This window comes from Streptomyces atriruber (genome assembly GCF_001418325.1).
GTDB classification, from domain to species: domain Bacteria; phylum Actinomycetota; class Actinomycetes; order Streptomycetales; family Streptomycetaceae; genus Streptomyces; species Streptomyces atriruber.
This window is the reverse complement of sequence record NZ_LIPN01000166.1, coordinates 1-26689: the sequence shown is the minus strand read 5'-3', so window position 1 is coordinate 26689 and position 26689 is coordinate 1. Positions and strand designations below refer to the sequence as shown.

The 26689-nt window shown below is 71.2% G+C and carries 24 protein-coding genes, 1 tRNA gene and 2 pseudogenes; 12 read left to right on the top strand and 15 right to left on the bottom strand.

The window, feature by feature from the left end; all coding sequences use genetic code 11:
• Nucleotides 1-12: 12 nt before the first annotated feature.
• Nucleotides 13-906: pseudogene (locus AOK03_RS18910) on the top strand (sterol carrier protein domain-containing protein); the annotation flags it as partial.
• 9 nt (nt 907-915) lie between these two features.
• Here AOK03_RS18910 and AOK03_RS18905 read toward each other — a convergent pair.
• The 3 genes from AOK03_RS18905 to AOK03_RS18895 all read right to left on the bottom strand — a co-directional run bounded on the left by AOK03_RS18905 (nt 916) and on the right by AOK03_RS18895 (nt 3286).
• Entirely contained in the window at nt 916-1389 is a 474-nt protein-coding gene (locus AOK03_RS18905) for a GNAT family N-acetyltransferase (RefSeq protein WP_055566470.1), read from the bottom strand.
• Nucleotides 1390-1470: 81 nt separating this feature from the next.
• Nucleotides 1471-2313: an aminoglycoside phosphotransferase family protein gene (locus AOK03_RS18900; protein WP_055566474.1), complete on the bottom strand. Its 843-nt coding sequence runs from the start codon at nt 2311-2313 to the stop codon at nt 1471-1473.
• 172 nt (nt 2314-2485) lie between these two features.
• A complete protein-coding gene (locus AOK03_RS18895) occupies nt 2486-3286 on the bottom strand; it encodes a DsbA family protein (protein WP_055566469.1) in 801 nt (266 codons plus the stop codon).
• A gap of 163 nt (nt 3287-3449) precedes the next feature.
• On the opposite strand from AOK03_RS18895, the gene AOK03_RS18890 reads away from it, so the two are divergent.
• Nucleotides 3450-4871, top strand: coding sequence for an NAD(P)/FAD-dependent oxidoreductase (locus AOK03_RS18890; RefSeq protein WP_055566468.1), 1422 nt, complete (start codon nt 3450-3452; stop codon nt 4869-4871).
• Nucleotides 4872-5114: 243 nt separating this feature from the next.
• Complete coding sequence (locus AOK03_RS18885) at nt 5115-8258, top strand: Tat pathway signal protein (RefSeq protein WP_244177662.1); 3144 nt, start codon at nt 5115-5117, stop codon at nt 8256-8258.
• Nucleotides 8259-8332: 74 nt separating this feature from the next.
• Here the strand turns inward: AOK03_RS18885 and AOK03_RS18880 are convergent.
• A tRNA-Thr gene (locus AOK03_RS18880) sits at nt 8333-8406 on the bottom strand.
• A gap of 211 nt (nt 8407-8617) precedes the next feature.
• On the opposite strand from AOK03_RS18880, the gene AOK03_RS18875 reads away from it, so the two are divergent.
• The 3 genes from AOK03_RS18875 to AOK03_RS18865 all read left to right on the top strand — a co-directional run bounded on the left by AOK03_RS18875 (nt 8618) and on the right by AOK03_RS18865 (nt 11196).
• On the top strand, nt 8618-9754 hold the full coding sequence (locus AOK03_RS18875; protein WP_055566467.1) for an ABC transporter ATP-binding protein: 1137 nt from the start codon (nt 8618-8620) through the stop codon (nt 9752-9754).
• Nucleotides 9755-9978: 224 nt separating this feature from the next.
• Nucleotides 9979-10440 (top strand): hypothetical protein, encoded by a 462-nt coding sequence (locus AOK03_RS18870; RefSeq protein ID WP_055566466.1) that lies wholly within the window; start codon nt 9979-9981, stop codon nt 10438-10440.
• Nucleotides 10441-10476: 36 nt separating this feature from the next.
• Nucleotides 10477-11196, top strand: coding sequence for a nucleotidyltransferase family protein (locus AOK03_RS18865; protein ID WP_055566465.1), 720 nt, complete (start codon nt 10477-10479; stop codon nt 11194-11196).
• A gap of 136 nt (nt 11197-11332) precedes the next feature.
• Here AOK03_RS18865 and AOK03_RS18860 read toward each other — a convergent pair whose 3' ends face one another.
• The 7 genes from AOK03_RS18860 to AOK03_RS18830 form a co-directional block, all read right to left on the bottom strand.
• Entirely contained in the window at nt 11333-12961 is a 1629-nt protein-coding gene (locus tag AOK03_RS18860) for a DoxX family membrane protein (protein WP_055566464.1), read from the bottom strand.
• Between the two features lie 113 nt (nt 12962-13074).
• On the bottom strand, nt 13075-14025 hold the full coding sequence (gene rlmB / locus AOK03_RS18855; protein ID WP_055566463.1) for a 23S rRNA (guanosine(2251)-2'-O)-methyltransferase RlmB: 951 nt from the start codon (nt 14023-14025) through the stop codon (nt 13075-13077).
• Between the two features lie 106 nt (nt 14026-14131).
• Complete coding sequence (cysS, locus tag AOK03_RS18850; protein WP_055566462.1) at nt 14132-15535, bottom strand: cysteine--tRNA ligase; 1404 nt, start codon at nt 15533-15535, stop codon at nt 14132-14134.
• 92 nt (nt 15536-15627) lie between these two features.
• Nucleotides 15628-16032 (bottom strand): PPOX class F420-dependent oxidoreductase, encoded by a 405-nt coding sequence (locus tag AOK03_RS18845; protein WP_055566461.1) that lies wholly within the window; start codon nt 16030-16032, stop codon nt 15628-15630.
• Between the two features lie 84 nt (nt 16033-16116).
• Nucleotides 16117-16644 carry a 2-C-methyl-D-erythritol 2,4-cyclodiphosphate synthase gene (gene ispF / locus AOK03_RS18840; protein WP_055566460.1) on the bottom strand — a complete coding sequence of 176 codons (528 nt, stop codon included), beginning with the start codon at nt 16642-16644 and terminating at the stop codon, nt 16117-16119.
• A complete protein-coding gene (gene ispD / locus AOK03_RS18835) occupies nt 16634-17365 on the bottom strand; it encodes a 2-C-methyl-D-erythritol 4-phosphate cytidylyltransferase (protein ID WP_055566459.1) in 732 nt (243 codons plus the stop codon). The genes ispF and ispD overlap by 11 nt, the downstream gene beginning before the upstream one ends.
• Before the next feature lie 335 nt (nt 17366-17700).
• Nucleotides 17701-18183 carry a CarD family transcriptional regulator gene (locus AOK03_RS18830; protein WP_003953493.1) on the bottom strand — a complete coding sequence of 161 codons (483 nt, stop codon included), beginning with the start codon at nt 18181-18183 and terminating at the stop codon, nt 17701-17703.
• Nucleotides 18184-18854: 671 nt separating this feature from the next.
• Here AOK03_RS18830 and AOK03_RS18825 point away from each other — a divergent pair.
• Nucleotides 18855-19640, top strand: a complete 786-nt coding sequence (locus tag AOK03_RS18825) for a copper chaperone PCu(A)C domain-containing protein (protein ID WP_055566458.1) — start codon at nt 18855-18857, stop codon at nt 19638-19640.
• Between the two features lie 76 nt (nt 19641-19716).
• Here the strand turns inward: AOK03_RS18825 and phoP are convergent, their stop codons facing one another.
• Entirely contained in the window at nt 19717-20388 is a 672-nt protein-coding gene (gene phoP / locus AOK03_RS18820; RefSeq protein ID WP_466139850.1) for a two-component system response regulator PhoP, read from the bottom strand.
• A gap of 5 nt (nt 20389-20393) precedes the next feature.
• A complete protein-coding gene (gene phoR, locus AOK03_RS18815; protein WP_055566456.1) occupies nt 20394-21659 on the bottom strand; it encodes a two-component system sensor histidine kinase PhoR in 1266 nt (421 codons plus the stop codon).
• A gap of 273 nt (nt 21660-21932) precedes the next feature.
• Between phoR and phoU the strand changes: the two genes are divergently transcribed.
• Nucleotides 21933-22616 carry a phosphate signaling complex protein PhoU gene (gene phoU, locus AOK03_RS18810; protein ID WP_055566455.1) on the top strand — a complete coding sequence of 228 codons (684 nt, stop codon included), beginning with the start codon at nt 21933-21935 and terminating at the stop codon, nt 22614-22616.
• An 87-nt stretch (nt 22617-22703) separates the two neighbouring features.
• Here the strand turns inward: phoU and AOK03_RS43125 are convergent, their stop codons facing one another.
• Nucleotides 22704-22862 (bottom strand): hypothetical protein, encoded by a 159-nt coding sequence (locus AOK03_RS43125; RefSeq protein ID WP_167355622.1) that lies wholly within the window; start codon nt 22860-22862, stop codon nt 22704-22706.
• Between the two features lie 193 nt (nt 22863-23055).
• Here AOK03_RS43125 and AOK03_RS44095 point away from each other — a divergent pair, with 193 nt between their 5' ends.
• The gene (locus AOK03_RS44095) at nt 23056-24123 is read left to right on the top strand and encodes an HNH endonuclease signature motif containing protein (protein ID WP_244177661.1); all 1068 of its coding nucleotides are present in this window, start codon (nt 23056-23058) and stop codon (nt 24121-24123) included.
• 202 nt (nt 24124-24325) lie between these two features.
• Nucleotides 24326-24541, top strand: coding sequence for a hypothetical protein (locus tag AOK03_RS18800; RefSeq protein WP_055566454.1), 216 nt, complete (start codon nt 24326-24328; stop codon nt 24539-24541).
• Nucleotides 24542-24642: 101 nt separating this feature from the next.
• Here the strand turns inward: AOK03_RS18800 and AOK03_RS18795 are convergent, their stop codons facing one another.
• Complete coding sequence (locus AOK03_RS18795; protein ID WP_055566453.1) at nt 24643-25404, bottom strand: phosphoglyceromutase; 762 nt, start codon at nt 25402-25404, stop codon at nt 24643-24645.
• A gap of 184 nt (nt 25405-25588) precedes the next feature.
• On the opposite strand from AOK03_RS18795, the pseudogene AOK03_RS44090 reads away from it, so the two are divergent.
• Nucleotides 25589-26125: pseudogene (locus tag AOK03_RS44090) on the top strand (MFS transporter); the annotation flags it as partial.
• A 2-nt stretch (nt 26126-26127) separates the two neighbouring features.
• A partial coding sequence (locus tag AOK03_RS44085; protein WP_244177660.1) for an MFS transporter occupies nt 26128-26689 on the top strand: 562 nt, incomplete at both ends.

Below are 26689 nucleotides of genomic sequence, written 5' to 3'. Positions count from 1 at the left end.
AACCTGCCGTAGATCGCGTCCCTGTGGGCGTCGGAGGACGCGATCTACGGCAGGTTCGGCTTCGGCCCCGCCACCCACGGCCACACCGTGGAGATCGACACCCGGCGCCCGCTCGCCCTGCGCATCGCCCCGGACGACCGCCCGCTGCGCCTGATCGACCCGTCCGACGCACCCGACCTGCTCGGGGGGTACTACGACGGGACGCGCACCGAGCGCGCAGGCCGCATCGCCCGTGCCGAGTCGTGGTGGCGCGAGGAGTGGCTGGTCGAGGAGGACGAGGAGGACGACGAGCTGTCGCCGCCCCGCGTGGTCGTCCTCGGCGACCCCGGCGGCCCGGTCGCCGGTTACGCGATCTACCGCACCAGGACCCGCGACGACGCCCCCGGCCTGGTCCGCCTCGACGAGCTGGAGGCGGACACGCCCGCCGTAGCGGCCGCGCTCTGGCGCTATCTCGCGTCGATCGACCTGACGGGCCTGATCCGCGCCTGGGGACGCCCCGTCGACGACCCGCTGCACCTGTTCGCCGCCGACCGCGACCAGGTGCGCGTCACCGGCCAGTTCCCGGCACTGTGGATGCGCCTCGTCGACGTGCGCGGGGCGCTGGAGTCCCGCTCCTGGGCCGCCCCGGTGGACGTGGTCCTGGACGTCCGCGACGACCGCCTGCCGGCCAACGAGGGCCGCCACCGCCTGACGGCGTCCCCCGAGGGGTGTGCGTACGAGAGGACGGAGGCCCCCGCGGACCTCACCCTCGACGTGCGGGACCTGGCGGCCTGCTACCTGGGCGGCACGCAGGTCGACGCCCTGATCCGCGCGGGCCTGGCCACGGAGCACACGCCGGGTACGGCAGCGGCGCTGGACGCGGCCCTGCGCACGCCGCTGCTGCCGCACACGGTGGACGAGTTCTAGGGCCGCTCCCTACGCCCCGAGCCGCGCGAGCGCGTCGTCGGTCAGCCGGTACACGGTCCACTCGTCCTGGGGCAGCGCCCCCAGTGACCGGTAGAAGTTGATCGACGGCTCGTTCCAGTCGAGGACGGACCACTCGAGGCGCTCGTAGCCGTGCGCCACGCAGATCCGCGCGAGCTCGGTGAGGAGCGCCTTGCCGTGCCCGCCGCCGCGCGCCTCGGGGCGTACGTACAGGTCCTCCAGGTAGATCCCGTGCACGCCGCGCCACGTCGAGAAGTTGAGGAACCACAGCGCGAAGCCGACGACCTCGCCCGACGCGTCGTCCTGCGCGAGGTGCGCGAAGGCGGCGGGGCGCTCCCCGAAGAGCGCCTCGCGCAGCTGCTCCTCGGTGGCCTTCGCCTCGTCGGGCACCTTCTCGTACGCGGCGAGGTCACGGACCAGGGCGTGGATGACGGGGACGTCGGCAGGCGTGGCGGTACGAATCATGAGGGCAGCAAGCCACGAGTGCCGCGGCCCGGTCAACGCCGTCTCACCGACCGGGCGGCCGCGCGGTGTACGTGCCGCGCCTCACCGGCCGAGCAGCCGCCGCGCGATCTCCATGTCGTCGGGCGCCATCGGCCGCCCGTCCTCGACCTCCCAGAGCGCGTTCTGCAGGACCCGGCCGAGCGTCCAGGCGCGCGCCCGCTCACGGTCGAGGCCGAGCACCTCCGTCATCGCGTCGAACCGCCACAGCACGTCGTCCGGGTCGAACTTGTTGTCGAGGGCGGGCCACAGGTCGAAGCCGGGGTCCCCCGCGAGCGGCTTCGGGTCGATGGCGAGCCACGGCTCGCGGTCGCTCGCCAGCACGTTCTCGAAGTGCAGGTCCCAGTGCAGCATCCGGTCGCCGGGCTCCCCCATGACCTCGCGCACCGCGCCCCCGCACCGCTCGACGATCGCCCGCTCCCCCGGGTCGGCGATCGCCTTCAGCGCCCCCGGCAGGTCGTCGACCATCTCGGCCGCGATGTCGCCGAGGCCGCGCATGCCTTCGGGCGCGGGGGTCCCGGTGAGCCTGGCGAGGAGTTCGGCGATGACGAGGACGGCCTTGCGGGTGTCGGCCATGGTCGACAGCATGCGACCGGAGTCGAGGCGTTCGAGCAGCATCGTGCCGGTGTCGGCGTCGTGGTCGAGGAGGCGCACGGCCCCGTCGCCGTCCCACACGCGCAGCGCGACCGGCTCGCCCTCGGTCTCCTCGTCCAGGAGCTGGAACTTGACCGCGGCGGGTATGCCGTCGGCGCGCAGCACGGGCAGCACGAGCGCCGCCATGCCGTGCATCGGATCGCCGTCGACGGTCAGGTCCCACCGGTCGACGAACTCCCGTACGCGCGCGGGGAGGGCGGCGATGAAGGCGCGCCCCGGCTCGCCCGCGTACATGTGCTGCGACTCGACCAGCCCGTCCGGAATGCGAATGTCGATCACGCTCGGGACACTACCGGCGTGACCGCGCCACCGCACGGGGGTTTTCCGGGGTGCGTACCGGTACGCACCCCGGCGCTCGGGTCAGCGGATCCGTCAGGAAATCCGTCAGGAGACCCGTCGGAATCCGTCAGGAAATCCCCGCCGCCTTCAGCTCCTTGGCGAACGCCGCCTGCTCGTACAGACCGTCGCCCTTGGACTTCTTGCCGTCGATGAAGACGGTCGGCGTGCCCTGGACGCCGTCGGCGCTGAAGGACTCCATCGCCTCGCCGACCCACTTCTTGTACGTCCCGTTGGTGACCGCCTTGTCGAAGCCGCCGCCGCGCAGCCCCTCGACCCGGTCGGCGATCTTCAGCAGGAACGCCGGGGTGTAGGCGTCGTCCGTCTCCTCCTCCGCCTGGTTGGCGAAGACGGCGGCGTGGAACTGCGGGAACTTGCCCGCCTCCACGGCGGCCCGCAGCGCGTTCGCCGCGTTCACCGAGCCGCTGCCGCCGAGGTTCTTGTCGAGGAACGAGGCGATCGTGTACTCGACCTTGACCTTGCCGTCGGCCACCGGCTTCACCAGCGCCTGCGCCCCGCCGTCCTCGAACTTCTTGCAGAACGGGCAACGCGGGTCCTCGTAGACCTTGACCGTATGCTTGGCCTTCGGATCGCCGACGGTGATCACGCCGCCCTTCACCGAGGCGGGCACGTCCGCGAGCTGCGCACTGGCGGCCGGGGGCGCCTTCGCCTCGGGGGCATCGGACTCGGGGTCGTCGGACCCGGGGGACTTCGTCCCGGACGAGGAGGACGCGGGCTTCTCGCTGACGCTGCCGCCCTTGCCGTTGTCGTCGTCGGGACCACAGGCGGACGCGGCCACCCCGATCAGCGCCGCCGCTGCCACCGCGGTGGCGACGCGCCCGGCCTTGCGCCCGGCCTTGTGTACGGCCATGAGTTGAGCCCTCCAAGATTTCGACACGTACCGCTCAAAGTATCGGAATCTACCCCGCGCCCCGACCGCCGAACGACCCGCCCCTCGGGCCTTAGGGCCCGTCGCACGACTCCTCGGTCCCGACCCCTGCCCACGGCCCCCACCTGCGCAGTAACGTCCGCCCATGAGCAGCGCGAGCAACACGCACCACGGGTCCGGCACGGTCAACGGCGGCATATCGTTCTGGTACGCGGACGAGGGGCTGCCCACCGCCCGTGAGCCCCTGACCTCCGACGCCACGGCGGACGTCTGCATCGTCGGCGGCGGCTACACCGGCCTGTGGACCGCGTACTACCTGAAGAAGGCCGCCCCCTTCCTCCGCGTCACCGTCCTGGAGCAGAAGTTCTGCGGCTACGGCGCCTCCGGCCGCAACGGCGGCTGGCTCTACAACGGCATCGCGGGCCGCGACCGCTACGCCGAACTGCACGGCCACGAAGCGGCGGTCCGCCTCCAGCGGGCGATGAACGACACCGTCGGCGAGGTGATCCGCGCCGCGGCCGAGGAGTCCATCGACGCGGACATCCACCACGGCGGCGTACTCGAAGTGGCGTACACCCCCGCCCAGTTGGCCCGCCTCAAGGCGTTCCACGAGGCGGAGCTCGCGTACGGCGAGAAGGACCGCACCCTGCACGGCGCCCGCGAGACGGCCGAGCGGGTGCGCGTGGCCGGAGCCGTCGGCTCGACGTGGACCCCGCACGGCGCCCGGCTGCACCCGGTCAAGCTGGTCCAGGGCCTGGCCGCGACGGTGGAGGCCCTCGGCGTCACCATCCACGAGTCGACGCCGGTCACGGAGATCAAGCCCAAGCACGCGATCACCCCGTACGGAACCGTCCGCGCCCCCTACGTCCTGCGCTGCACGGAGGGCTTCACGGCGTCCCTGAAGGGCCAGCGCCGCACCTGGCTCCCCATGAACTCCTCGATGATCGCCACCGATCCGCTCACCGACGAGCAGTGGGAGTCCATCGGCTGGGAGGGCCGCGAGACGCTCGGCGACATGGCGCACGCGTACATGTACGCCCAGCGCACCGCCGATGACCGCATCGCGCTCGGCGGCCGCGGCGTCCCGTACCGCTACGGCTCCAAGACGGACAACGACGGCCGCACCCAGCCCGCCACGATCGACGCGCTGCGCGCCGTCCTCGTGCGCTTCTTCCCGCAGTTGGCGGGCGTCGGCATCGCCCACGCCTGGTCCGGCGTCCTCGGCGTCCCGCGCGACTGGTGCGCCACGGTCACCCTGGACCGCGCGACGGGCCTCGGCTGGGCGGGCGGCTACGTCGGCTCGGGCGTCGCCACCACCAACCTCGCCGCCCGCACCCTGCGCGACCTGGTCCAGCAGGACTCGGGCCAGGCCGGGCCCACGGACCTGACCACCCTCCCCTGGGTCAACCACAAGGTCCGCAAGTGGGAACCGGAGCCCTTCCGGTGGCTCGGCGTCCACGGCATGTACGCCACGTACAACGCGGCCGACCACCGCGAACTGACCACCCACACGGCGAACTCGTCCCGGCTGGCCCGGTGGGCGGACAAGGTGGCGGGCCGCCACTGAAGGCAGTAGCCCCTCCAGCACTCGGTGTCACACCCTTGTGCCACGATCAGCCGATCATCCGCACAAGCCTGGGGGGGCTCCATGCCTGAACCACGTCCTTTCGCGAGACCCGCGATACCTGCGAGACGCACAAGTCCTGCGAGACCTGCGGGACCCGCAAGACCCACGAGACCCGCGAGACCCGCGAGATCCGCCGCGTCCGCCGCCGCCTTCCTCGCCCTGGCCGCGCTGCTGGCCCTGCTCGTGCCGTCCGCCCTGCCCGCGACGGCCGCCCACGCCGCCGAGCCCGAGTGCGCGCCGCTGGCCCTCGCGCCGTTCGGGGACCCGGGCACGGCGGTCGGCAAGGCCACCGTCGCGCCCGACACGACGACTTGCTACACCTTCACCACCGCCGACGCCGGCCTCCACCTGCTCTCGTTCGACGACTCCAGCAACGAGGCGCACGTCGAGGTCCACCAGGGCGACGCCCGAGTCGACTGCTACGACACCGAGTACCGGGTCGACGGCTGGTGCAAGCTCTCCGCGGCGAGCACCTACACCCTGAAGGTCGTCAACAGCGGCTGGGAGGACGCCGAGACCGCGGTCACCGTCGTCCCGCTCGGGAGCGACCGCGGCTGCGCCCCGAAGACCGGCACCAACTGGGACCAGCCGACGCCCACGCGCACGTCCACGAGTCCCGTCGAGATCGGCTGCCAGCCCTTCGACGCCGAGCCCGGCGACCGCATCCGGCTCACCCGCGGCACCAAGGCCTACGGCGAGTCGATCTCCTGGATCACCGACGCCACCGGCGCCCGGATCTGCACCCGCTTCCCCGAGGACGAAGAGGACAGCTGCGTCCTGCCCGGCAAGGGCCCCTACCGCGCGCTGTCCCGCGTCACGTACGCGGAGCGGGGCTTCCCCGCCGAGTACGCGGTCACCGCGCGCCGCCTGAACGACCCGCAGGGCTGCCCGTCCTCCCCGGTCCGCCCCTACGGCCCACTGACCGCGCAGGACTTGACGACGACTCCCTGCTTCACGGTCACCGCGGAGAAGGCGGGCACGTACCGCTTCGACTCCCTCGACAAGGACGGCGACACCGGCTCCGCCCGCGTGCACGACCGCTCCGGCAAGACCGTGTGCCGCACCACCGAGCAGCCCTGCCGACTGCCCTCCGCGGGCACGTACACCGCCTTCCTCGACGGCTCGTCCCCCTTCCACGACACCCCGCGCGGCCTGATCGTCCTCGACCGGGCCGCCGACCGCGGCTGCGTGCAGAGCGACCTGGGCACCCACAAGGGCGAGCTCAGTACGGCCGGGCAGTACGACTGCCTGAACCTCCCCGCGCCCAAGGACGCCCGGATCGCGGCGCTCACCCCGCTCGGCACCTCCGGGGTCGACGCCGACGTGGAGGTCCTCGACAGCGAGGGCACCGAGCAGTGCGAGGCCGAGCAGCTGGCCGCGGGCGACTGCGCGCTGACCGGCCCCGCGCCCTACCGCGCCCTCGTCCACGCCGACGGCAGCCCCCGCACCGGTCCCTACACGGTCGCCGTGCACCGCACGGACGCCGCGAACGACTGCCCCGTCCTGCCCGCGGGCAGCTTCGCCGCGGACGGCGCCAAGGCCTCCTTCGCCACCGGCGACGGCGTCTTCTCGCGCTGCCTGACCATTCCGGCGGACGCCCACACCTCGGCCGAGGCCCTGCAGCTCGTCGCCACCTCCGGTGACGTGCCCGCCAAGTTCTCCGTGCTCGACTCCACCGGCAAGCGCGTCTGCGACCGCTACGCCACCACCAACGGCTGGACGCTCTGCGCGCTCACACCGGGCAAGGCCCACACCGTCCTGGTCACCGGCCGCGACCAGGCCGCCGACTACACCCTGACGCGCCGCGACGTCACGTCGACGGCGTCGTCGGCGGGCTGCGCGAAGGCACCGGCGGGCAAGGTCGGCGGACCCTCCCTCAAGGGCACGTCCGGTGCGCCCGGCACCCTGCGCTGCCACCAGGTCACCACGCCCGCCGCCACCGACGTCGTGCACCTCGACGTGCGGGACGCGCTGGGCACCGCCGACCTGTACGTCCTCGACGGCGACGGCGACAGCGAGTGCGAGCAGCGCGCCCGCGCCTGCGCCGCCACCGGCAGCACCACCCACCAGGTCCTCGTGCAGACCCCGTCGAACCGCACGGCGGCGCCCGAGTACCGCCTCGACGCCCTGCGCATCGCCACGGCGGACGGCCCCGCGGCCGAGTGCGCCGAGGTTCCGTCGGTCGCCTTCGGCTACGGCCCGGTCACCGGCACCCTCGACGAGACGCACACGGCCACCTGCGCCACCCTGCCCACGGCCCGGGGCGACCGGTTCGAAGCCGAGATCACCGACACCACCGGAGCCGCCGAGGAAGCGGTCCCCGCGCTCTACAACAGCTCCTGGAAGAACGGCTGCTCCCGGGCCGTGCCGATGGACTACCTCTGCGACGTGAACGACCCGGAGGCGGCCCCGAAGACCCCCTCCGTGCTCGTCCTCGGCCTCCCGGACAAGGCCTCGGCCACGTCCTACAGCGCCACCCTGAAATGCCGGTACGGCCGCTGCGGCGGCGAGACGACCACCGTCACCGGCGTCACCCCGACCACGGCCGCCGGGGGCAGCAAGCCCACGCTCACCGTGACGGGCACCGCCATCGCCCCCGACGCCACGGTCCGGCTGACCCAGTCGGGCAGGACTCTCACCGCGAAGACGAAGTCCGTCTCCGCGGACTACCGCACCCTGAAGGCCGCGCTCGACCTGACGGACGTCCCCGCGGGCACCTGGCACGTCAGCGTGAGCGCGGGCGGCTCGTCGTACGACCAGGGCACCTTCACGGTGACCGAGCCGGAGCTGCGCAACACCACCGCTCCCAAGGCCACGGGCACCGCCACGGTCGGCTCCGGGCTGACCGCAGACCGGGGCACCTGGACGGGCGCCCCTTCCTCGTACACCTACCAGTGGAAGGCGAACGGCGAGGCGATCACCGGCGCCACCGCCTCGACGTACAAGATCCCGGCAGCGCACCTGAACAAGAAGCTGACCGTCACCGTCACGGCCCACAAGCCGGGCCACCGTGACGCGTCGGCGAGCTCCGCCCCGCTGACGATCGCCAAGGGCACCGCCCCCAAGGCCACGACAAAACCGTCGATCACCGGCACCACCAAGGTCGGCAAGACCCTCAAGACCACCAAGGGCACCTGGTCCCCGGCCCCGACCTCGTACTCCTACCAGTGGTACGCAAACGGAACGAAGATCACCGGCGCCACGAAGTCCTCCCTGACCCTGAAGTCCGCCCACCGCGGCAAAAAGATCACGCTCAAGATGACCGCCCACCGCACGGGCCACCACTCCGGAACCTCGACGAGCAACCCCACGCCGAAGATCACCTGACCCCGCGCCACACCCCCCGCAACACGACGAAGGCCCAGGCCACCACTGAGGTGACCTGGGCCTTCCCTTACCGGAGCCCCCTGTCGGATTCGAACCGACGACCTACGCATTACAAGTGCGTTGCTCTGGCCATCTGAGCTAAGGAGGCAATCGTCCCGCGAGCGCCGGACGTGCCCGAGCAGTGTAACCAACACCGCCCGCACCCCCATCGAAAATTTCCTCGAAGGTCACAGCACTCCGACTACTGACAGACCGCTGACCCCCGGGGTACGGTCACGAGCAGTTCACTCAGGTGGACTACACCACTCCCTCTACTCGGATCGTCCGGCACGTTCCTGCCGGTGAAGGGGGCCCTCACCATGGCCACTGTTTCGTTCGACAAGGCGACCCGCATCTACCCGGGGTCGGAGAAGCCCGCCGTCGACGGGCTCGACATCGAGATCGAGGACGGCGAGTTCCTCGTACTCGTCGGCCCGTCCGGCTGCGGCAAGTCCACCTCGCTCCGCATGCTCGCGGGGCTCGAGGACGTGAACGCCGGCGCGATCCGCATCGGAGAGCGCGACGTCACGCACCTGCCGCCGAAGGACCGGGACATCGCCATGGTGTTCCAGAACTACGCGCTCTACCCGCACATGACCGTCGCCGACAACATGGGCTTCGCGCTCAAGATCGCGGGCGTCAACAAGGCGGAGATCCGGCAGAAGGTCGAGGACGCCGCCAAGATCCTCGACCTCACCGAGTACCTCGGCCGCAAGCCGAAGGCCCTCTCCGGCGGTCAGCGCCAGCGTGTGGCGATGGGTCGCGCGATCGTCCGTGAGCCGCAGGTCTTCCTCATGGACGAGCCGCTGTCGAACCTCGACGCCAAGCTCCGCGTCTCCACGCGTACGCAGATCGCGAGCCTCCAGCGCCGGCTCGGCATCACCACCGTGTACGTCACCCACGACCAGGTCGAGGCCATGACCATGGGCGACCGCGTGGCGGTGCTCAAGGACGGCCTCCTCCAGCAGGTGGACTCGCCGCGCAACATGTACGACCGCCCGGCGAACCTCTTCGTCGCGGGCTTCATCGGCTCCCCCGCCATGAACCTCGTCGAGGTCCCGATCACCGACGGCGGCGTGAAGTTCGGCAACAGCGTCGTGCCCGTGAACCGGGAGGCGCTCAGCGCCGCCGCCGACCGCGGCGACCGCACGGTCACCGTCGGCGTCCGCCCGGAGCACTTCGACGTCGTCGAGCAGGACGGCGCCGCCGCGAAGAGCCTCTCCAAGGAGACCGAGGACGCCCCGGCGGGCCTCGCCGTCTCCGTGAACGTCGTCGAGGAGCTCGGCGCCGACGGCTACGTCTACGGCACCGCCGAGGTCAGCGGCGAGAAGAAGGACCTCGTCGTCCGCGTCAACGGCCGCCAGGTCCCGGACAAGGGCGCGCAGCTGCACGTCGTGCCCCGTCCGGGTGAGACCCACGTGTTCTCGACGTCGACGGGCGAGCGCCTCAGCGACTGACGCCCCGCCAAGTCCCCGAAGGGCCCCGCACCATTGGGTGCGGGGCCCTTCGCGTACGCCCGACCGCCCCGGCCGCGCCGACCAGCCCGTTGTCGACAAATACCCCGGCACATCGGTCATTTCGCCGCAGCGGCGTCAACACCGCTCCAGGGAAACCTTCTTCTCCGTCGCTCGACCGAGTGACTAAATGTCGCCAAATCATCACCTAGCGCTACGCTCCTCGCGTGACGCACTCCGCCAACTACACCCAGAAGCCGCGCCGAGCGCACCGGGGCCCCGCCCGCCGCATCGGCCGCACGCTCGCCCTCGTCCTGCCCGTGATGCTGGTGCTCTCCGGGACCCTCGCGGTCACCAGCGTCAACTGGTCGGGAAACTCCTCGGACTCGATGCTCACCGCATCCGCCGACGACCTCTCCAAGCCCGCCAGGTCCCGCGCCCCGCACGACGTCCTGCGCGACCGGCTCCTCCTGGAACTCCAGGAGAAGAACCCGGGCGTGGCGCTCACGCACCTCCAGCAGGAGGTGAACCGCCACCCCTCGCTCGCCCGGCACTGTGTCGCGCTGGCCCGCGCGCTCGGCCGCGCCGCCGTCCGGGTCTACGGCCCGACCCGCGCCCAGTCGTACGCCAGGCCCGTCTGCGACACGTCCTTCGCCACGGGCGTGGCCGCGGCCCATCAGAAGGGCTGAGCGGGCCGCCGCGCAGGGCCGCGTAGGGTTTCCGGCATGACCATGCTGAAGCCCACGCAGGCTGTCGTCCTGGCCGGTGGCCAGGGCTCCCGGCTCCGCCCGTACACCGACGACCGGCCCAAGCCGATGGTCGAGATCCCCGGCACGGGGACCCCGATCATCGGCCATCAACTGGCCTGGCTCGCCGAGGAAGGCGTGACGGACGCCGTCGTCTCCTGCGGGCACCTCGCCGAGGTCCTCCAGGAGTGGCTGGACTCCGCCGACCTGCCGCTGAACGTCAGCACGGTCGTCGAGAAGGAGCCGCTGGGCCGCGGCGGCGGCCTCAAGTACGCCGCCCGCCACCTGCCGCACGCGGACCAGCCCTGGTACGCGACGAACGGCGACATCTGGACCCGCTTCTCGCTGCGCGACATGGCGGCCTTCCACGCCGAGCGCGACGCCACCGCGACCCTCGCCCTGGCCCGCCCCCGCATCCCGTGGGGCGCCGTCGAGACGGACGCGTTCGGCCACATCACGGACTTCATCGAGGCCCCGCCGTCCCCGTACCTCATCAACGCGGGCGTGTACGTCTTCGCGGCCTCCTTCACCGGGCTCCTGCCGGACCTCGGCGACCACGAGCGCACCACCTTCCCCCGGCTGGCCCGGGAGAAGCGCCTGGCGGGCTTCCCGCTGCCGCAGGGCGCCTACTGGCGCGCGATCGACACCGCGAAGGACCTCACCGAGGCCGCCAAGGAGCTCGCCGCACAGGGCCGTTGACCGCCCGCGCCGACGCCCCGCCCGGTCGGACGGCGACGGCACCGGCATCACCCCTCGTACGCATGCCGATGGGGCCCCGCACAGAGCGTGTGCGGGGCCCCATCGGCGTACCCGGGGCGGCGGGGTCAAGAGGTCCTCAGCGGCCGAGCACACCGCCCAGCAGACCGCCGGGCTCCTCGCCACCGGCACCGCCGGAGCCGCCGGACGAACCGGCACCGCCCGGACCGCCGCCCGAGCCGCCGCTGGACGAGGGTCCCGCGGTGGTTCCGGCGGCCGGCTGCTGCGGCGCCGACTGCTGCGGCGGGGCCTGCCCCGCCGTGCTGCTGCCCTGCGTCTGGCTGGGCCGTCCCGAACCCGCCGTGCCCGTCTCGCGTGCCGCGCCCGGCGCCGTGGCGCCCTGCGTGGGGCTCGCGGAGCCGCGGCTGCCCTGCGTCGGCGAACTCGACGAGGCGGACGGGCTCTGCGACTGCCGCCCCTGCCGCTTCTGCGCGGGGTCCTGGGGAAGCGCGGAGCCCGGCAGTTCGTTGCGCGGCGCCTCGCCGGGACCGGGCACGGTGACGCGGTCCGCGTCCCGCACCGCGCCGCCCAGCATCGAGCCGATGAGCAGCGTCAGGCCGACCACGACCGACCCGATCAGACCGCCCCGCCGCAGCACGCGCCGCCGCAGGTCCCAGATGTCGGAGCGCGGGCCGAGCGTGCGCCACGCCTCACCGGCGAGCCGTCCGTCGATGGAGTAGACGGGCGCGCCCGCGATGATCAGCGGCGACCAGGCGGCGAGGTAGATGATGTCGGGCGCGTCATAGGCGGGAACGGTCTTCCAGCTCACGGTGACGATGAGCGCCGCCGACAGCAGCACGCCGATCGACGCGGCGACCCGCTGCCAGAGCCCGAGGACCGTCAGGACGCCGACGACGACCTGGAGGAAGGCGATGCACAGGCCGGCGCCCACCGGGTGCTGGAGGGCGAAGTCGCGCAGTGGCTCGGCGAGCGCCCAGGGGTGCAGCGAGTTCAGCCACTTGACCATGGAGCCGCGCTCGCCGCCGTCGAAGTAGACGGGATCGCAGAGCTTGCCCATGCCGGCGTAGATGGAGATGAACCCGAGGAAGACGCGCATCGGGAGCAGCACGACACCGAGGTTCATGCGGCGGCCCGGGTAGTAGGCGTGCCGGACCGGGTCCGAGCCGTGCCTGCGCGCCCGCTCCCCGCCGCCGTCGTCGTAGGCGTCGTCGTCGCGGTCGGCGTACTCCTGCTCGAACCGCTCGTCGTAGTCACTGCCGGGCAGCCGCATCTGCGGCAGCATCCGGGTCTGGGATTCGGGGGCGCGCGGGCCGATCACGGCGGGCGTCTCGACCGTCTCGGGCCCGTCGTCGATGCCGACGCGCGGGATGACCTGGGTGGCGCCGCCGTCGTCGTAGGGACCGGCGTCTTCGGCCGAACGGCGCACGCCGCCGCCGCGCACGGCCTGCAGCAGTCTGATGGCGCCCGTGTCGTCCGGGTCGGACTTCCCGCTCCAGACGACGGGAGCGCGGCGCTTGGCCGTCGCGCCGCCGGCGGGGACGCGCACCGTCTCGTCGGGCAGGCCCAAGTGCCGTGCGATACGCGGGGATTGAGTGCGCCCAGCGGCGGGAAGCTGCACGCGGAAACTCGCGTGATTGACGATGACCTGCGCCGGGTCGCTCGGCACCTTCACCATGCTCAGCGCGGGAGCATCGTCGAAACCTGACGAGCTTCCCCCAGTGGGAGTGCGGGGTGTTCTGGTGTCCACACTCATCTAACCGAGTGATGTGTGTTTAGGACACTGCCTTGACCATGGAGAAATGTCCGGACCGCGTCAAGAGATCACCGCGGCCCGGACATCGACGGAGGACCGAGCGCCTGCTAGGCGCGGCGCCGCGCCGCCTCGTACAGCACGACGCCCGCGGCGACGCCCGCGTTCAGGGACTCCGCGCCACCGGGCATCGGAATCCGCACGCGGTAGTCGCAGGTCTCGCCGACGAGCCGCGAGAGGCCCTTGCCCTCGCTGCCGACGACGATGACGACCGGGCCGCCGAGCGCCTCCAGGTCACCGACCTCGTGCTCGCCGTCGGCGGCGAGGCCGACCACGGCGACGCCCGCCTTCTTGTACTGCTCCAGGGCGCGCGTCAGGTTCGTGGCGCGGGCGACCGGCGTGCGCGCGGCGGTACCGGCCGACGTCTTCCAGGCCCCGGCCGTCATACCGGCGGCGCGCCGCTCGGGCACGAGCACGCCGTGCCCGCCGAACGCGCAGACGGAACGGACGACGGCACCGAGGTTGCGCGGGTCCGTCACGCCGTCGAGGGCGACGATCAGCGGGTCCTGGCCCTCGTCGAACGCGGCGGCGACGAGGTCCTCGGGGTGCGCGTACTCGTACGGCGGCACCTGGAGCACGAGGCCCTGGTGGTTGAGGCCGTTCGTCATGCGGTCCAGCTCGGGACGCGGTGCCTCCATCAGGTGGATGCCGCCGCGCTCGGCCGCGAGCTGCAGCGCCTCGCGCACCCGCTCGTCGTTGTCGATGAACTGCTGGACGTAGAGCGTGGAGGCGGGCACGCCGTCGCGCAGCGCCTCGAAGACCGGGTTGCGCCCGACGACCATCTCGGAGGACGCCCTGCCGCCGCGCCCCTTCGGCGCGGAACGGCGCGGTGCCCCCGCGGCCTTCTTGGCCTTGGCGTTGGCGATGCGGTTCTTCACGTGCCCCTTGCGCGCCTCGGCGGGCGGCGTCGGACCCTTGCCCTCCAGGCCGCGGCGCCGATTGCCGCCGCTGCCGACCTGCGCGCCCTTCTTGCCGGACATGCGGCGGTTGTTAGCGGCCATGACCTACCTGTCTGTCGTGATGCGTGGGCGCGTACGAAGGTACGCGCACGGGTGTACGTCTATGAAGTGTGCCGCCCGGAAGGCCGGGCGGCACATCAGCGGGTGCCTAGCGCGGGCCGAGCGTCCAGCGCGGGCCGCTCGGGCTGTCCTCGATGACGAGGCCCGACTGGTTGAGCGAGTCACGGATGGCGTCGGCGGTGCCCCAGTCCTTGCGGCCGCGGGCGGCCTCGCGCTGGTCGAGGACCAGGCGCACCAGGGTGTCCACGACGCCGTGCAGGTCCTCGCCGCGGTCGCTCTCGCCGCCGGCCCAGTGCGGGTCGAGCGGGTCGAGGCCGAGGACGCCGAGCATGGCCCGCACCTCGGCGAGGCGCGCCACGGCGGCTTCCTTGTCGTCGGCGGCCAGCGCGGAGTTCCCCTGCCGGACCGTGGTGTGCACGATGGCGAGCGCCTGCGGGACGCCCATGTCGTCGTCCATGGCGTCGGCGAACGCGGGCGGCACCTGGGCTGCGGGCTCGACGACGCCCCCGGCCTTCTCCACCACGCGCTGCACGAAGCCCTCGATGCGGGCGAACGCGGACTCGGCCTCGCGGAGGGCTTCCTCGCTGTACTCGATCATCGAGCGGTAGTGCGGGGTGCCCAGGTAGTAGCGGAGCACGATCGGGCGCCACTGCTTGACCATCTCGCTGACGAGGACCGAGTTCCCGAGGGACTTCGACATCTTCTCGCCGCTCATGGTGACCCAGCCGTTGTGCACCCAGTACCGCGCGAAGGTGTCACCGAAGGCCTTGGCCTGGGCGATCTCGTTCTCGTGGTGCGGGAAGATCAGGTCGATCCCGCCGCCGTGGATGTCGAACTCGGCGCCCAGGTACTTGTGGGCCATCGCCGAGCACTCCAGGTGCCAGCCCGGACGGCCGCGGCCCCACGGGGTCTCCCAGCTGGGCTCGCCCTCCTTCGCCGACTTCCACATGGCGAAGTCGCGCGGGTCGCGCTTGCCGGTCTCGCCCTCGCCCGAGGGCTGGCGCAGGTCGTCCAGATCCTGGTTGGAGAGCTCCAGGTAGCCGGGGAAGGACCGCACGTCGAAGTAGACGTTGCCGTCGGCCTCGTAGGCGTGGCCGCGCTCGATGAGGCCGCGCATCATCTCGACCATCTCGGTGATGTGGCCGGTGGCGCGCGGTTCGTAGGTGGGCGGCAGGCAGCCGAGCGCGTCGTACCCGCTGTTGAACGCGCGCTCGTTCTCGTACCCGATGGACCACCAGGGGCGGCCCTGCTCGGCCGACTTCCGGATGATCTTGTCGTCGATGTCGGTCACGTTGCGCACGAACGTCACGTCGTAGCCGCGGTAGGCGAACCAGCGCCGCATGATGTCGAAGTTCAGGCCCGACCTGATGTGCCCGATGTGCGGGGCCGCCTGCACCGTGGCACCACAGAGGTAGATCGAGACACAGCCGCTGTGGAGCGGGCTGAAGTCACGGATCTGCCGGGCGCTGGTGTCGTACAGGCGAATCGTCACCACTCCAGGGTAGTGGGCGCGGGACAGTGCCCCGCGCCCCCTTGAGCCACCGCACACGGAACTGTGACGTGAGGCGCCCCTTGGAATCCCCCTCAGATGCTGCCGACGACCTTCCGCGCGCTCACCCGGACGACGACCCGCTCGGTGTCGTTCTTCGAGCCCGGGTTGAACTCCGCGTACTTCTTGCCGGTGTACTTCACCGACAGCTCGTCGATGAGCTCCTGGCCGCCCTCCGTCGTCATCTCCGCCGTCCCACGGATCTCGGCGTACGTGTACGGAGCGTCGAAGGGCTGCACCAGCACCGTCACCCGCGGGTCGCGCCGCAGGTTCTTCTCCTTGCGGCGGTCGACCGTGGTCGAGAACAGCACGTCGTCGCCGTCCCGCTTCACCCAGACCGGGGAAACCTGCGGGCTCCCGTCGGGCTGGATCGTCGCGACGGTGATGAAGACGGGGGTGTCGAGCAGTGCTTTGAGGTCGTCGGACAGTGCGGCGGACATGAAGCTCACTCCTTCGTGGACCGGGCGTACGGCGCATTCGCCTGTACGAGGCATACGAGGCATACGACTACCCCGTTGCGCGGCTTACGACGACGAACGTACGACCAACGCGGTGGCGATCGCCGCGAGCCCGTCGCCCCGGCCCGGGAAACCGAGGCCGTCCGTGGTGGCTCCGGAGACGGAGACGGGCGCGCCCGCGGCCTCGGAGAGCACCTTCTGGGCCTCGTCCCTGCGCTTGCCGATCTTCGGCCGGTCGCCGATGACCTGCACGGCGACGTTGCCGATGGTGAATCCGGCCTCGCGCACGATCCGGGCGGCCTCGGTGAGCAGGGTCAGCCCGGAGGCGCCGGACCACTCCGGGCGGCCGGTGCCGAAGTGCGCGCCGAGGTCGCCGAGGCCCGCCGCGGAGAACAGCGCGTTGCAGGCGGCGTGCGCGACGACGTCGGCGTCGGAGTGCCCGGCGAGCCCGGGGCCCTGGTCCTCCCACTTCAGGCCCGCGCACCACAGCTCGCGGCCCTCTTCGAAGGCGTGGATGTCGGTGCCGATGCCGACCTGCGGGAGCAGGACCGTGGCCGGGGTCTGGGGCTGTGCCGGGTGTGTCTCAGAAGCCATCGTTGGCCCTCCTGCGGGCGAGGACGGCCTCGGCGAGGACGAGGTCCAGGGGGCGCGTCACCTTGAAGGCCTCCTCGTGGCCCGGCACGCACACGACGGGCAGCCCCAGCTGCTCGACCATGCCGGCGTCGTCCGTCACCGGTCCGGTGGCGGTCTCGTGGGCGCGTACGAGCGTCGCGCGGTCGAAGCCCTGCGGGGTCTGCACCGCGCGCAACCGCGCGCGCTCGGGCGTGGCGACGACGGGCTCGGGGCCGCCCTGCTCCGCTGCGGGATCGACCTGCTTGACGGTGTCGGCCAGGGGCAGCGCGGGGACCACGGCGGGAGCCCCGCCGCGTACGGCCTCGATGACGCCGTCGACCGTGTCGACGGGCACCAGCGGGCGGGCCGCGTCGTGCACGAGCACGATGTCGAAGCCGGGCGGCAGCGCGTCCAGACCGGCCCGCACGGACTCCTGGCGGCTCTCCCCGCCGGGCACGACGAGGAAGTCGGTCCGCTCGGGCAGCGCGTGGTCGTCGAGGAGGGTCTTGACGCCGGGGGCGCCGTCCGGTGGTGCCACCACGACGACGAGGGAGACGGCACGGGACTCCGCCATGGCGCGCACGGCATGAATCAGCATCGGGGTGCCGTTCAGCGCACGAAGCGCTTTGGGGGCGCCAGGGCCGAGGCGCACGCCCCGCCCAGCCGCGGGAATGACCACCGCGGTACGGGATTCGCTAGACATCGGTTCCGTTCAGGTTTGTGTGCTCGGCCGACGTGGGTATGGCCACACCGTGCCGGGCGGGACGGACGCCTTGACCGGACCCTTCCGTGACATTCGGTCGAGTCAGCCGCAAGAGCCCGGCACGCCAGTACACGGCCCTTCGGGGTCGCCCCATCGCATCGTTCGTGATCGTTAGTGCGAGCGTTCCGCGTGCGAGGTTCCGCAAGGTTCCGGGTACGAACATGCCGCAGCGCCCGGCGACTCCATCAAGGGTCAGCGGGCACCGCGGCATTGCTGCGCCTGGTCGACGCGGGAGACGAGGACGTCATGACGTCATGCGCCTCGAACCGTCCGCGTCAGGACGCGAGGACCTCGTCCAGCAGGGCCTCGGCCTTGTCCTCGTTCGTGTTCTCCGCGAGGGCGAGCTCGCTCACCAGGATCTGGCGGGCCTTGGCGAGCATGCGCTTCTCGCCGGCCGACAGTCCACGCTCGCGCTCCCGACGCCACAGGTCACGGACGACTTCCGCGACCTTGATGACATCGCCGGAGGCGAGCTTCTCGAGATTTGCCTTGTAGCGGCGCGACCAGTTCGTGGGCTCTTCGGCGTACGGCGCGCGCAGTACTTCGAAGACCCGGTCGAGACCGTCCTGCCCGACCACATCACGCACGCCGACGAACTCCGCATTGTCCGCTGGCACACGCACCGTCAGGTCGCCCTGGGCGACCTTCAGCACCAAGTAGGTCTTGTCCACGCCTTTGATCTGGCGAGTTTCGATGGCCTCGATCAGCGCGGCCCCGTGATGGGGATAGACCACGGTGTCGCCAACCTTGAACGTCATGTGACAGGTACCCCTTCCGTGGCTATCCATCCTAACACGAGAATCGCCTCTTCTGAATGGCGTTTTCGCAGGTCAGGGCATATCTCGGGGCTTGACAACAGCAACAAGAACGTGCTGCGGAGGCCCTCCGGAACGGGGTATTCGCAGGTCGGAGCGGCTCTTCGGGGAGGCGGAAACACACCCGTCACGGACCCTCCGGGGGCGCTCCGCGCGGCTGAACGTCCCGGTTTGCGCGGTTCCACGCGGTGAACTTTCGATACTCCGTTCGGTGGCCGGAGAGGTGTGCCAAGTGCCGTCCGGCGCGATTCCCGAATTGATCAAGCGGCCCGATGATCAATTCTCCGTACCCCCATGCATTCCTTACGGGAAATCCGCAAGGCGTGACACCCGAGCTCTTGACGGCGCTTTTGCGAAAGGTGGCCGAGGGGGCAATGAGGCGGACGGGTCCGAGGCCGGTCCGTGGGGCTCGCGGGACCCGGGGCGCGCCGGGTTCGCCACCGGGGCCGCCGGTGCGTGCACGGTCGGTTGTGGTGTCCCGTGCGCTAAGGGGCGGGTCGGGTGCGGCGGCGCGGGAACGGCTCGGTAATGTAAGCGCGCTGACACACCCTTAGGACGGCTTTACGGCCGCCCGCCCGTCCTGTACCGCCCACGTTCAAGGAGTTGCCGCCGCCGTGAGCCGCAGCCTTCGACGCGGCGCCCTCGCCGCCACCGCCCTCGCGTTCTCGCTTGCCTCGCTCACCGCGTGCGCCGCAGGCAACAACGCACAGACGATGGAGGTCAAGCCGGACAACGCCGCGACCTCCGTCGGCGACATCAAGATCCAGAACGCCATGGTCATCACGCAGCCGGACCTGGAGTCGACGGGCCCGGCCGTGGTCGCCGCGACGATCTTCAACTCCGGTGACAAGGCCCAGACCCTGGAATCCATCTCGGTCGACGGCACCGACAAGAAGGCCAAGCTCACGCGCGGCAAGGACGACAAGGACTCCAAGCCGAACGGTCCGCTGACCATCCCGGCCGGCGGCTCCATCGTCATCGGCGGCAAGGACAACGCCTCGGCGGTCCTGTCCGGCAGCCGCGAGGCGATCAAGGACGGCAACGCGCAGCCCGTCACCTTCGCCTTCAGCAGGACCGGCGACGTGAAGATGGAAGCGTTCGTCGTGCCGGCCGGCAGCTACTTCTCCAAGTGGGGCCCGAGCCAGCTGCCCGAGTCCCCGGACGGGAAGCCGGCCAAGCCCGGCAAGTCCGGAAAGCCGCAGGAGCCCGAGACCGGCACCTCCGGCAAGCCATCCGGCAACCCTTCTGGCAAGCCGTCCGGCAACCCCTCCGGAAAGCCGTCCGGAAAGCCGTCCGGCGACGCGGACGCGAACCAGGCGGGCGACGCCGCGGGACAGGGTGAGGGCACCGGGACCGGGACTGGCACTGGCACCGGCACCGGCACCGGCACCCAGCACTGATCGGCGTAGAAACCACGAAGAAGGGCGGGACCCCACCGGGGTCCCGCCCTTCTTCGTGCGTATGCGTACCGGCTGTTTACGGCTCGAACTTGTAGCCGAGGCCGCGGACCGTCACCAGGTAGCGCGGCGCCCCCGGGTCCGGCTCGATCTTGGCGCGCAGGCGCTTCACGTGGACGTCGAGGGTCTTGGTGTCCCCCACGTAGTCCGCGCCCCAGACGCGGTCGATGAGCTGCATACGGGTCAGGACGCGACCCGCGTTGCGCAGCAGCATCTCCAGGAGGTCGAACTCCTTGAGGGGCAGGTCGACCTTGGAGCCGGAGACCGTGACCACGTGGCGGTCGACGTCCATCCGCACCGGACCTGCCTCCAGGGCCTGCGGGGTGACCTCCTCCGGCTCGCCGCGGCGGCGCAGCACGGCGCGGATGCGGGCGACCAGCTCGCGCGAGGAGAAGGGCTTGGTGACGTAGTCATCGGCTCCTATCTCCAGGCCGACGACCTTGTCGATCTCGCTGTCCTTGGCGGTGACCATGATCACCGGGACGTTGGAGCGGCTGCGCAGCTGGCGGCAGACCTCGGTGCCGGGCAGGCCCGGCAGCATGAGGTCCAGCAGGACGAGGTCGGCGCCGTTGCGCTCGAATTCGTCGAGTCCGTCCGGGCCTGTTGCCGCGATGGCGACTTCGAAGCCCTCCTTGCGGAGCATGTAGGACAGAACGTCGCTGAAGGATTCCTCGTCCTCGACGACGAGCACTCGGGTCACGGAAGGACCTCCGGGGCAGGAATGGGTTCGTACGTAGTGGTCGCGACGGTTTCGTCGGGGGGGATGGCCCCGTCGTCGAGTCCGCCGCCGTGACCCGATCCGCGGTCGCGGTGCGCGGCCGCCTCGGGCAGCCGCAGGGTGAACGTGGAGCCCTGACCCTCGGAGCTCCACACGGTGACCTCCCCGCCGTGCGAGGCGGCCACGTGCTTGACGATGGCGAGACCGAGGCCGGTACCGCCGGTGGCCCGGGAGCGGGCCGGGTCGACGCGGTAGAAACGCTCGAAGATGCGCTCCTTGTCCTTGTCGGAGATGCCGATGCCCTGGTCGGTGACCGCGACCTCGATGAGGTCCCCGCCGGGCGCGGAGACCCTGCGGGCGGCGATGCCCACGCGGGTGCGGGCGGGCGAGTAGTTCACGGCGTTCTCCACGAGATTGCCGAGCGCTGCCGCGAGCTGGCCGCGGTTGCCCCATATCTGCAGGTCGGCGGTGCCGCCGGACGCCATGGTGATCTGCTTGTGGGAGGCCTGGTGGCGGCTGCGGTCGATCGCCTCCGCCACCAGCTCATCGACACGGACGGGTTCGGCGTCCTCCAAGGGGTCGTCGTTCTGCACCCGGGAGAGGTCGATGAGTTCCTGGACGAGGCTGGTCAGGCGGGTCGCTTCGATCTGCATGCGGCCCGCGAAGCGCTCGACGGCCTCCGGGTCGTCCGAGGCGTCCATGACGGCTTCGGAGAGGAGGGAGAGCGCCCCCACGGGGGTCTTCAGCTCGTGGCTCACGTTCGCCACGAAGTCACGTCGTACGGCCTCGATGCGGCGGGCCTCGGTGAGGTCCTCCACGAGGAGCAGGACGAGCCGGGAGCCGAGCGGGGCCACGCGCGCGGAGACCGCGAGGGCCTCTCCGCGGCCGGTGCCGCGTCGTGGCAGGTCCAGCTCGACCTGGCGTATCTCGCCGTCGCGGCGGGTGTCGCGGGCCATCTGCAGCATCGGCTCGACGGCGAGCTTGCCGCCGCGCACGAGTCCGAGTGCGTACGCCGCCGAGCTGGCCTTGACCACGCTGTCGGCCTCGTCGAGGACCACCGCGGAGGAGCGGAGCACGGAGAGCACCGTGTCCACGCCCGGTGGCAGTACGGGGTCGGTGTGCAGGGAGGTCCGGGTGGGGCGTTTCTGGTCGCGCTCGCTCCATCGGAACGCCAGCATGGCGATGACACCGGTGCACACCCCGGCGATCGCTGCCGCTGCGGCGACCGCCGCGTTCACGTCCATGCCTCAAGGTTATGCGCCGAGTAAGAGCCGGTCACAGCCGTACGGGTGCCGGCTCGAACACTCGTCGCCCAGAGTTCACCGTGGGGACGGCACCGGTTCATTTCTCCCGGGCGGTACGGGCCGCGGGTGATCAAGGATGTGGTCCCACGTCGCCCACAGTTCACCTTGATGACGGTGGTGATTCATGTGGGGTGCCGGAAACGGACGCGTCGGGCCCGCACCGTGGGAGCGTAGGGGCCAGCCCCCTGAGACGTACGAGAGAGGGACAGCCACATGCGGGACGCGTACCACGAGGAACTTGACTCGATCGGCGACAGCCTGGTCGAGATGGCCCGCCTCGTCGGGTCCGCGATCGGGCGCGCCACGACGGCCATGCTCGACGCCGACCTGAAGATGGCGGAGAGCGTGATCGCCGCCGACCAGAAGGTCGACGATCTGCAGCACGACCTGGAGGCGCGCGCGATAGCCCTGCTGGCGCGCCAGCAGCCGGTCGCCACCGATCTGCGCATCGTGGTCACCTCGCTGCGCATGAGCGCCGACCTGGAGCGCTCGGGCGACCTCGCCCAGCACGTCGCGAAGCTGGCGAGGCTCCGCTTCCCCGACTCCGCGGTACCGCGGGACCTGCACGCCACGATCCTGGAGATGGGCCAGCTCGCGCAGCGCCTGATGGCGAAGGCGGCGGAGGTCATCATCACCAAGGACGTCGACCTGGCGCTCCAGCTGGAGCAGGACGACGACGAGATGGACCAGCTGCACCGCACGCTCTTCCAGCACCTGATGGCCGACCGCTGGAAGCACGGCATCGAGACGGCCGTCGACGTGACGCTCCTGGGCCGCTACTACGAGCGGTTCGCGGACCACGCGGTGTCGGTGGCGAAGCGGGTCGTGTACCTGGTCACGGGCGAGCACGCGGACGAGATCCAGCCGACGGGTCAGACGCCGGTGGAAGGCGCGTAGAGCCCAGCGGATGTGCCCCGCCCGACGTCAGGCGTCGTGCGGGGCACAGCTCTGTTCGGCCGCGGTGGCCGACCGGGCGTCAGCGGGTCATCCGCAGCCTCCGCCGCACTGGCAGGGCCCGCCCGACTGGCAGCCGCAGCCACAGCCCGAGCCGCAGCCGCAGGCGCCCAGCAGGACGAGGGCGGGCAGGCCCGGCGTGTCGACCGACTGCTCGGGAACGGATTCGCGCGTGGGGGACTCGGCCATGGTCTCCTCCTCGAAGGCGTACCGGCGTACTGCCTGATGTCCATTCCATGCCCAGGGGAACGGGGCGCATCAACGGCGCACATGCGCGCGGGGCGTGGCGGGCGGGGGGCCGCGCGCCGCCGCACCGGAAGGCCGCCCCGGGTCTTTGCCCCGAATCCGCCTGCCGCGCCCGCGCCATGGGCGACCATCAGCCATGCCCAAGAAGAAACAGCGGAGCAGGAAGAGCCAGAAGGCGAGCGGCAGCGGCAGCAGACGCCCGGCTCGGGAGATGGCTCAGGAAAAAGCGGTCCTGCTCTACCACGACATGGCGGTGTACGAGAATTTCGAACGCTGCGCCCGACGCGTTTTCGAGGTCCTCCGGAACGCGGAGCGCCAGATGCCCGGCAAACCCCGGCACCTCTTCCTGAGGGTGCAGGGGCACCGCAACGACGCCGGCGGCTTCGACCACGACGCGATGGAGATCATCCGGAACTTCGCCATGGAGTTCCTGCTGCCGTACCTGACCCGGTTGACCACGCCCTTCCACACCCTCGGGAACAACCACCCGCAGCGGAACGACGTGCCGGAAGAGCTGCAGATCTCCTACCCCGAGAACCCCGAGGAGGGGGCGGGCTTCTGGTACGACGTGGACCTCCTCCCCCTGCGGCCGCGGGGCTCGACGGAGAACGACAGGAAGACGGCGCCGAAGCTCGCCGCGATAGCCGACTACCTGGGGATGGACCCGGCGTGCCTGGTCTGCTGGGGCACTCCCGTGGAGCGCGCGCACGCCGTGCCGTCGTCGCTGGGCGGGTCGATGGACGTCCGCAACTTCGCCCTGCTCTGCCCGGACCATCACCGGCAGGCACCCGACATAGCCGACGCGGAGGCCTTCTGGGCCTGGGTGGACTACGCGGAGATCAGGGACTCGGGCAGCAAGTGGAACGGGGCGGCGCCCGAGGTCCAGGAGTGGGTGCGCGCACACGGCGGCAGGACCGAGCCGAAGGACCGCGGCGAGATGGAGTTCCTGGCCGCCGTGCGGTTCGAGCTGCAGCACCTGTACGGCTGGGCCGACGCGGACTTCGAGGGGATGTCCTGGGACCTGCTGCAGGAGTACCACCAGGTTCTGGACGCGGCCACGGGGCGGCACTTCGGCGTGGAGAAGAAGGTCGCCACGCACGCGTGGGCGTACCACATCGCGAGGCGCCGCCTGGCGAAGCGCCTCGGCGAGACGGGCCCGTTGCCGCCCGACCACCCGTGGACGGGGACCTGGCCCGTCCCCTGACCGACGCCCGACGACGAACAACCGACGCCCAACGCGCCGATCGAGGCTCACCCCAGTCCAGCCTGCGGATCGCTTGAGCTGCGCATCGATTCGGCCCCGAGTGCGTACATTGCTGCCAACTACAGGTAATCGTACGGACACGGGGCGGAGTTCGGGTTACACAGGAAGGCCGGGACGTGACTACGTACAGGGGGACTGGCCGATGGTACTGACGATCAACGTTGCGGTCCTCCTGGCCGTCATCCTCTTCTTCCTGCTGCGCCGCAAGGTGCAGGCCAGGAGCCGGGGCGACCAGATGGTGACGATGGCCCTGGCGATCGCCTTCGGAGTGGTGGTCGCCCCCACGGACTTCGGCCAGAGCATCCTGAACGCGGTGGGCCAACTCGCGGAGGGCATCACGGACTCGGGCACGCCGTGACGCCCGAAGCGGGGGCGGCCGTGGCGCCCGGACCCCGGAGCCAGGCATGAAAATGCCTCCCATCCGCGCTGTCCGCGCAGGTGGGAGGCATGATCAGGGGCTTACTTCTTCTTGCCCTGGTTCTTGACCGCCTCGATCGCCGCCTTCGCGGCCTCCGGGTCGAGGTAGGTGCCGCCCGGGTTCAGGGGCTTGAGGTCGGCGTCCAGCTCGTACGAGAGCGGGATGCCCGTGGGGATGTTCAGGCCCGCGATGTCCTCGTCGGAGATGCCGTCGAGGTGCTTGACCAGGGCGCGGAGCGAGTTGCCGTGGGCCGCGACCAGGACCGTCCTGCCGGTCAGGAGGTCGGGGACGATGCCGTCGAACCAGTACGGGAGCATGCGGACGACGACGTCCTTCAGGCACTCCGTCCGGGGGCGCAGCTCCGGGGGGAGCGTGGCGTAGCGCGGGTCGGAGAACTGGGAGTACTCCGCGTCGCGGTCGAGCGCCGGCGGCGGGGTGTCGTACGAGCGGCGCCACAGCATGAACTGCTCCTCGCCGAACTCGGCGAGCGTCTGGGCCTTGTCCTTGCCCTGGAGGGCGCCGTAGTGGCGCTCGTTCAGGCGCCAGGAGCGGTGGACCGGGATCCAGTGGCGGTCGGCGGACTCCAGGGCGAGCTGCGCGGTGCGGATCGCGCGCTTCTGGAGCGACGTGTGGACCACGTCGGGGAGCAGGCCGGCGTCCTTGAGCAGCTCACCGCCGCGGACCGCCTCCTTCTCGCCCTTCTCGTTGAGGTTGACGTCCACCCAGCCGGTGAACAGGTTCTTCGCGTTCCATTCGCTCTCGCCGTGGCGGAGGAGGATCAGCTTGTACGGTGCGTCGGCCATGCCTCTGAGCGTAATCGAACCTCAGGGCGCCCCGCGCGCGCGGACAAGGGGCGGACAGTTGACGGTCGTCGTCAATTGAGTGGCGGTCCCGGAGCCGGGGCTCGTAATTTGTGCCTGCCGCACGAGCCACTTACACCCAGGGTCACTGACTCCTGGGACCACGCACACATCCCGGGGGACTTCCATGCCGTACACCGCCATGAGACGCGCTGTGAGCGAGAGCGTCTCCGGTCTGCCCCGCGCCTTCTGGTGGCTGTGGACGAGCACCCTGGTCAACCGGCTCGGGGCCTTCGTCGCCACCTTCATGGCGCTGTACCTGACGCTGGAGCGGGGCTACTCGGCCTCGTACGCGGGCCTGGTGGCCGCGCTGCACGGGCTCGGTGGTGTCGTCTCGTCGCTCGGTGCGGGCGTGATGACCGACCGGCTCGGGCGGCGGCCGACGCTGCTGATCGCGCAGGCCTCGACGGCCGTGTCGGTGGCGGTCCTCGGCTTCATGGAGCACCCCGTCGCGATCGCGGGCGTCGCCCTCGTGGTGGGCATGGCGAGCAACGCGTCCCGGCCCGCCGTGCAGGCGATGATGGCGGACATCGTCCGGCCCGAGGACCGGGTGCGCGCCTTCTCGCTCAACTACTGGGCGATCAACCTCGGGTTCGCCATCTCGTCGGCGGGCGCCGGCTTCATCGCCTCGTACAGCTACCGCGCCGGGTTCCTCATCGAGGCCNNGAAGGCCGCGGAGCCGGTGGTGGGCCTCGGGACCGTGCTGCGGGACGGCCGGTTCATGGGTGTCGTCGGGCTGTCGTTCGTCGTCGCGCTCATCTTCATGCAGGGGTCCGTGGGGCTGCCGGTCGCGATGGGCGAGGCGGGGTTCACGCCCGCGGACTACGGTCTCGCGATCGCCGTGAACGGCGTGCTCATCGTGGTCATGCAGATCCCCGTGACCCGTTTCATCGAGCACCGCGACCCGCGGCGGCTGCTCGTGATCTCCTCGGTCGTCGCCGGATACGGCTTCGGGCTCACCGCGTTCGCCGGGTCGCTCGGGATCTTCGCGCTGACGGTGTGCGTGTGGACGCTCGCCGAGATCGTCAACGCGCCGACCCAGACGGGCCTGGTCGTGCGCCTCTCCCCCGTCCACGGGCGCGGGCGCTACCAGGGCATGTACACGATGTCCTGGTCCGTGGCCGCGCTGGTCGCCCCGCTGATGTCCGGCTTCATGATCGACCGGTTCGGGGCGGAGTGGCTGTGGGGCACGTGCGCGGTGCTGGGGACGGGGGCGGCGCTGGGGTAC

Coding starts and splice junctions, on each gene's coding strand:
- AOK03_RS18905 (WP_055566470.1), bottom strand. CDS start 1,389: ATGATTCGTACCGCCACGCCTGCCGACGTCCCCGTCATCCACGCCCTG.
- AOK03_RS18900 (WP_055566474.1), bottom strand. CDS start 2,313: ATGTACGCGGGCGAGCCGGGGCGCGCCTTCATCGCCGCCCTCCCCGCG.
- AOK03_RS18895 (WP_055566469.1), bottom strand. CDS start 3,286: ATGGCCGTACACAAGGCCGGGCGCAAGGCCGGGCGCGTCGCCACCGCG.
- AOK03_RS18890 (WP_055566468.1), top strand. CDS start 3,450: ATGAGCAGCGCGAGCAACACGCACCACGGGTCCGGCACGGTCAACGGC.
- AOK03_RS18875 (WP_055566467.1), top strand. CDS start 8,618: ATGGCCACTGTTTCGTTCGACAAGGCGACCCGCATCTACCCGGGGTCG.
- AOK03_RS18865 (WP_055566465.1), top strand. CDS start 10,477: ATGACCATGCTGAAGCCCACGCAGGCTGTCGTCCTGGCCGGTGGCCAG.
- rlmB (WP_055566463.1), bottom strand. CDS start 14,025: ATGGCCGCTAACAACCGCCGCATGTCCGGCAAGAAGGGCGCGCAGGTC.
- AOK03_RS18845 (WP_055566461.1), bottom strand. CDS start 16,032: ATGTCCGCCGCACTGTCCGACGACCTCAAAGCACTGCTCGACACCCCC.
- ispF (WP_055566460.1), bottom strand. CDS start 16,644: ATGGCTTCTGAGACACACCCGGCACAGCCCCAGACCCCGGCCACGGTC.
- ispD (WP_055566459.1), bottom strand. CDS start 17,365: ATGTCTAGCGAATCCCGTACCGCGGTGGTCATTCCCGCGGCTGGGCGG.
- AOK03_RS18830 (WP_003953493.1), bottom strand. CDS start 18,183: ATGACGTTCAAGGTTGGCGACACCGTGGTCTATCCCCATCACGGGGCC.
- phoR (WP_055566456.1), bottom strand. CDS start 21,659: ATGGACGTGAACGCGGCGGTCGCCGCAGCGGCAGCGATCGCCGGGGTG.
- phoU (WP_055566455.1), top strand. CDS start 21,933: ATGCGGGACGCGTACCACGAGGAACTTGACTCGATCGGCGACAGCCTG.
- AOK03_RS43125 (WP_167355622.1), bottom strand. CDS start 22,862: ATGGCCGAGTCCCCCACGCGCGAATCCGTTCCCGAGCAGTCGGTCGAC.
- AOK03_RS44095 (WP_244177661.1), top strand. CDS start 23,056: ATGCCCAAGAAGAAACAGCGGAGCAGGAAGAGCCAGAAGGCGAGCGGC.
- AOK03_RS18800 (WP_055566454.1), top strand. CDS start 24,326: ATGGTACTGACGATCAACGTTGCGGTCCTCCTGGCCGTCATCCTCTTC.
- AOK03_RS18795 (WP_055566453.1), bottom strand. CDS start 25,404: ATGGCCGACGCACCGTACAAGCTGATCCTCCTCCGCCACGGCGAGAGC.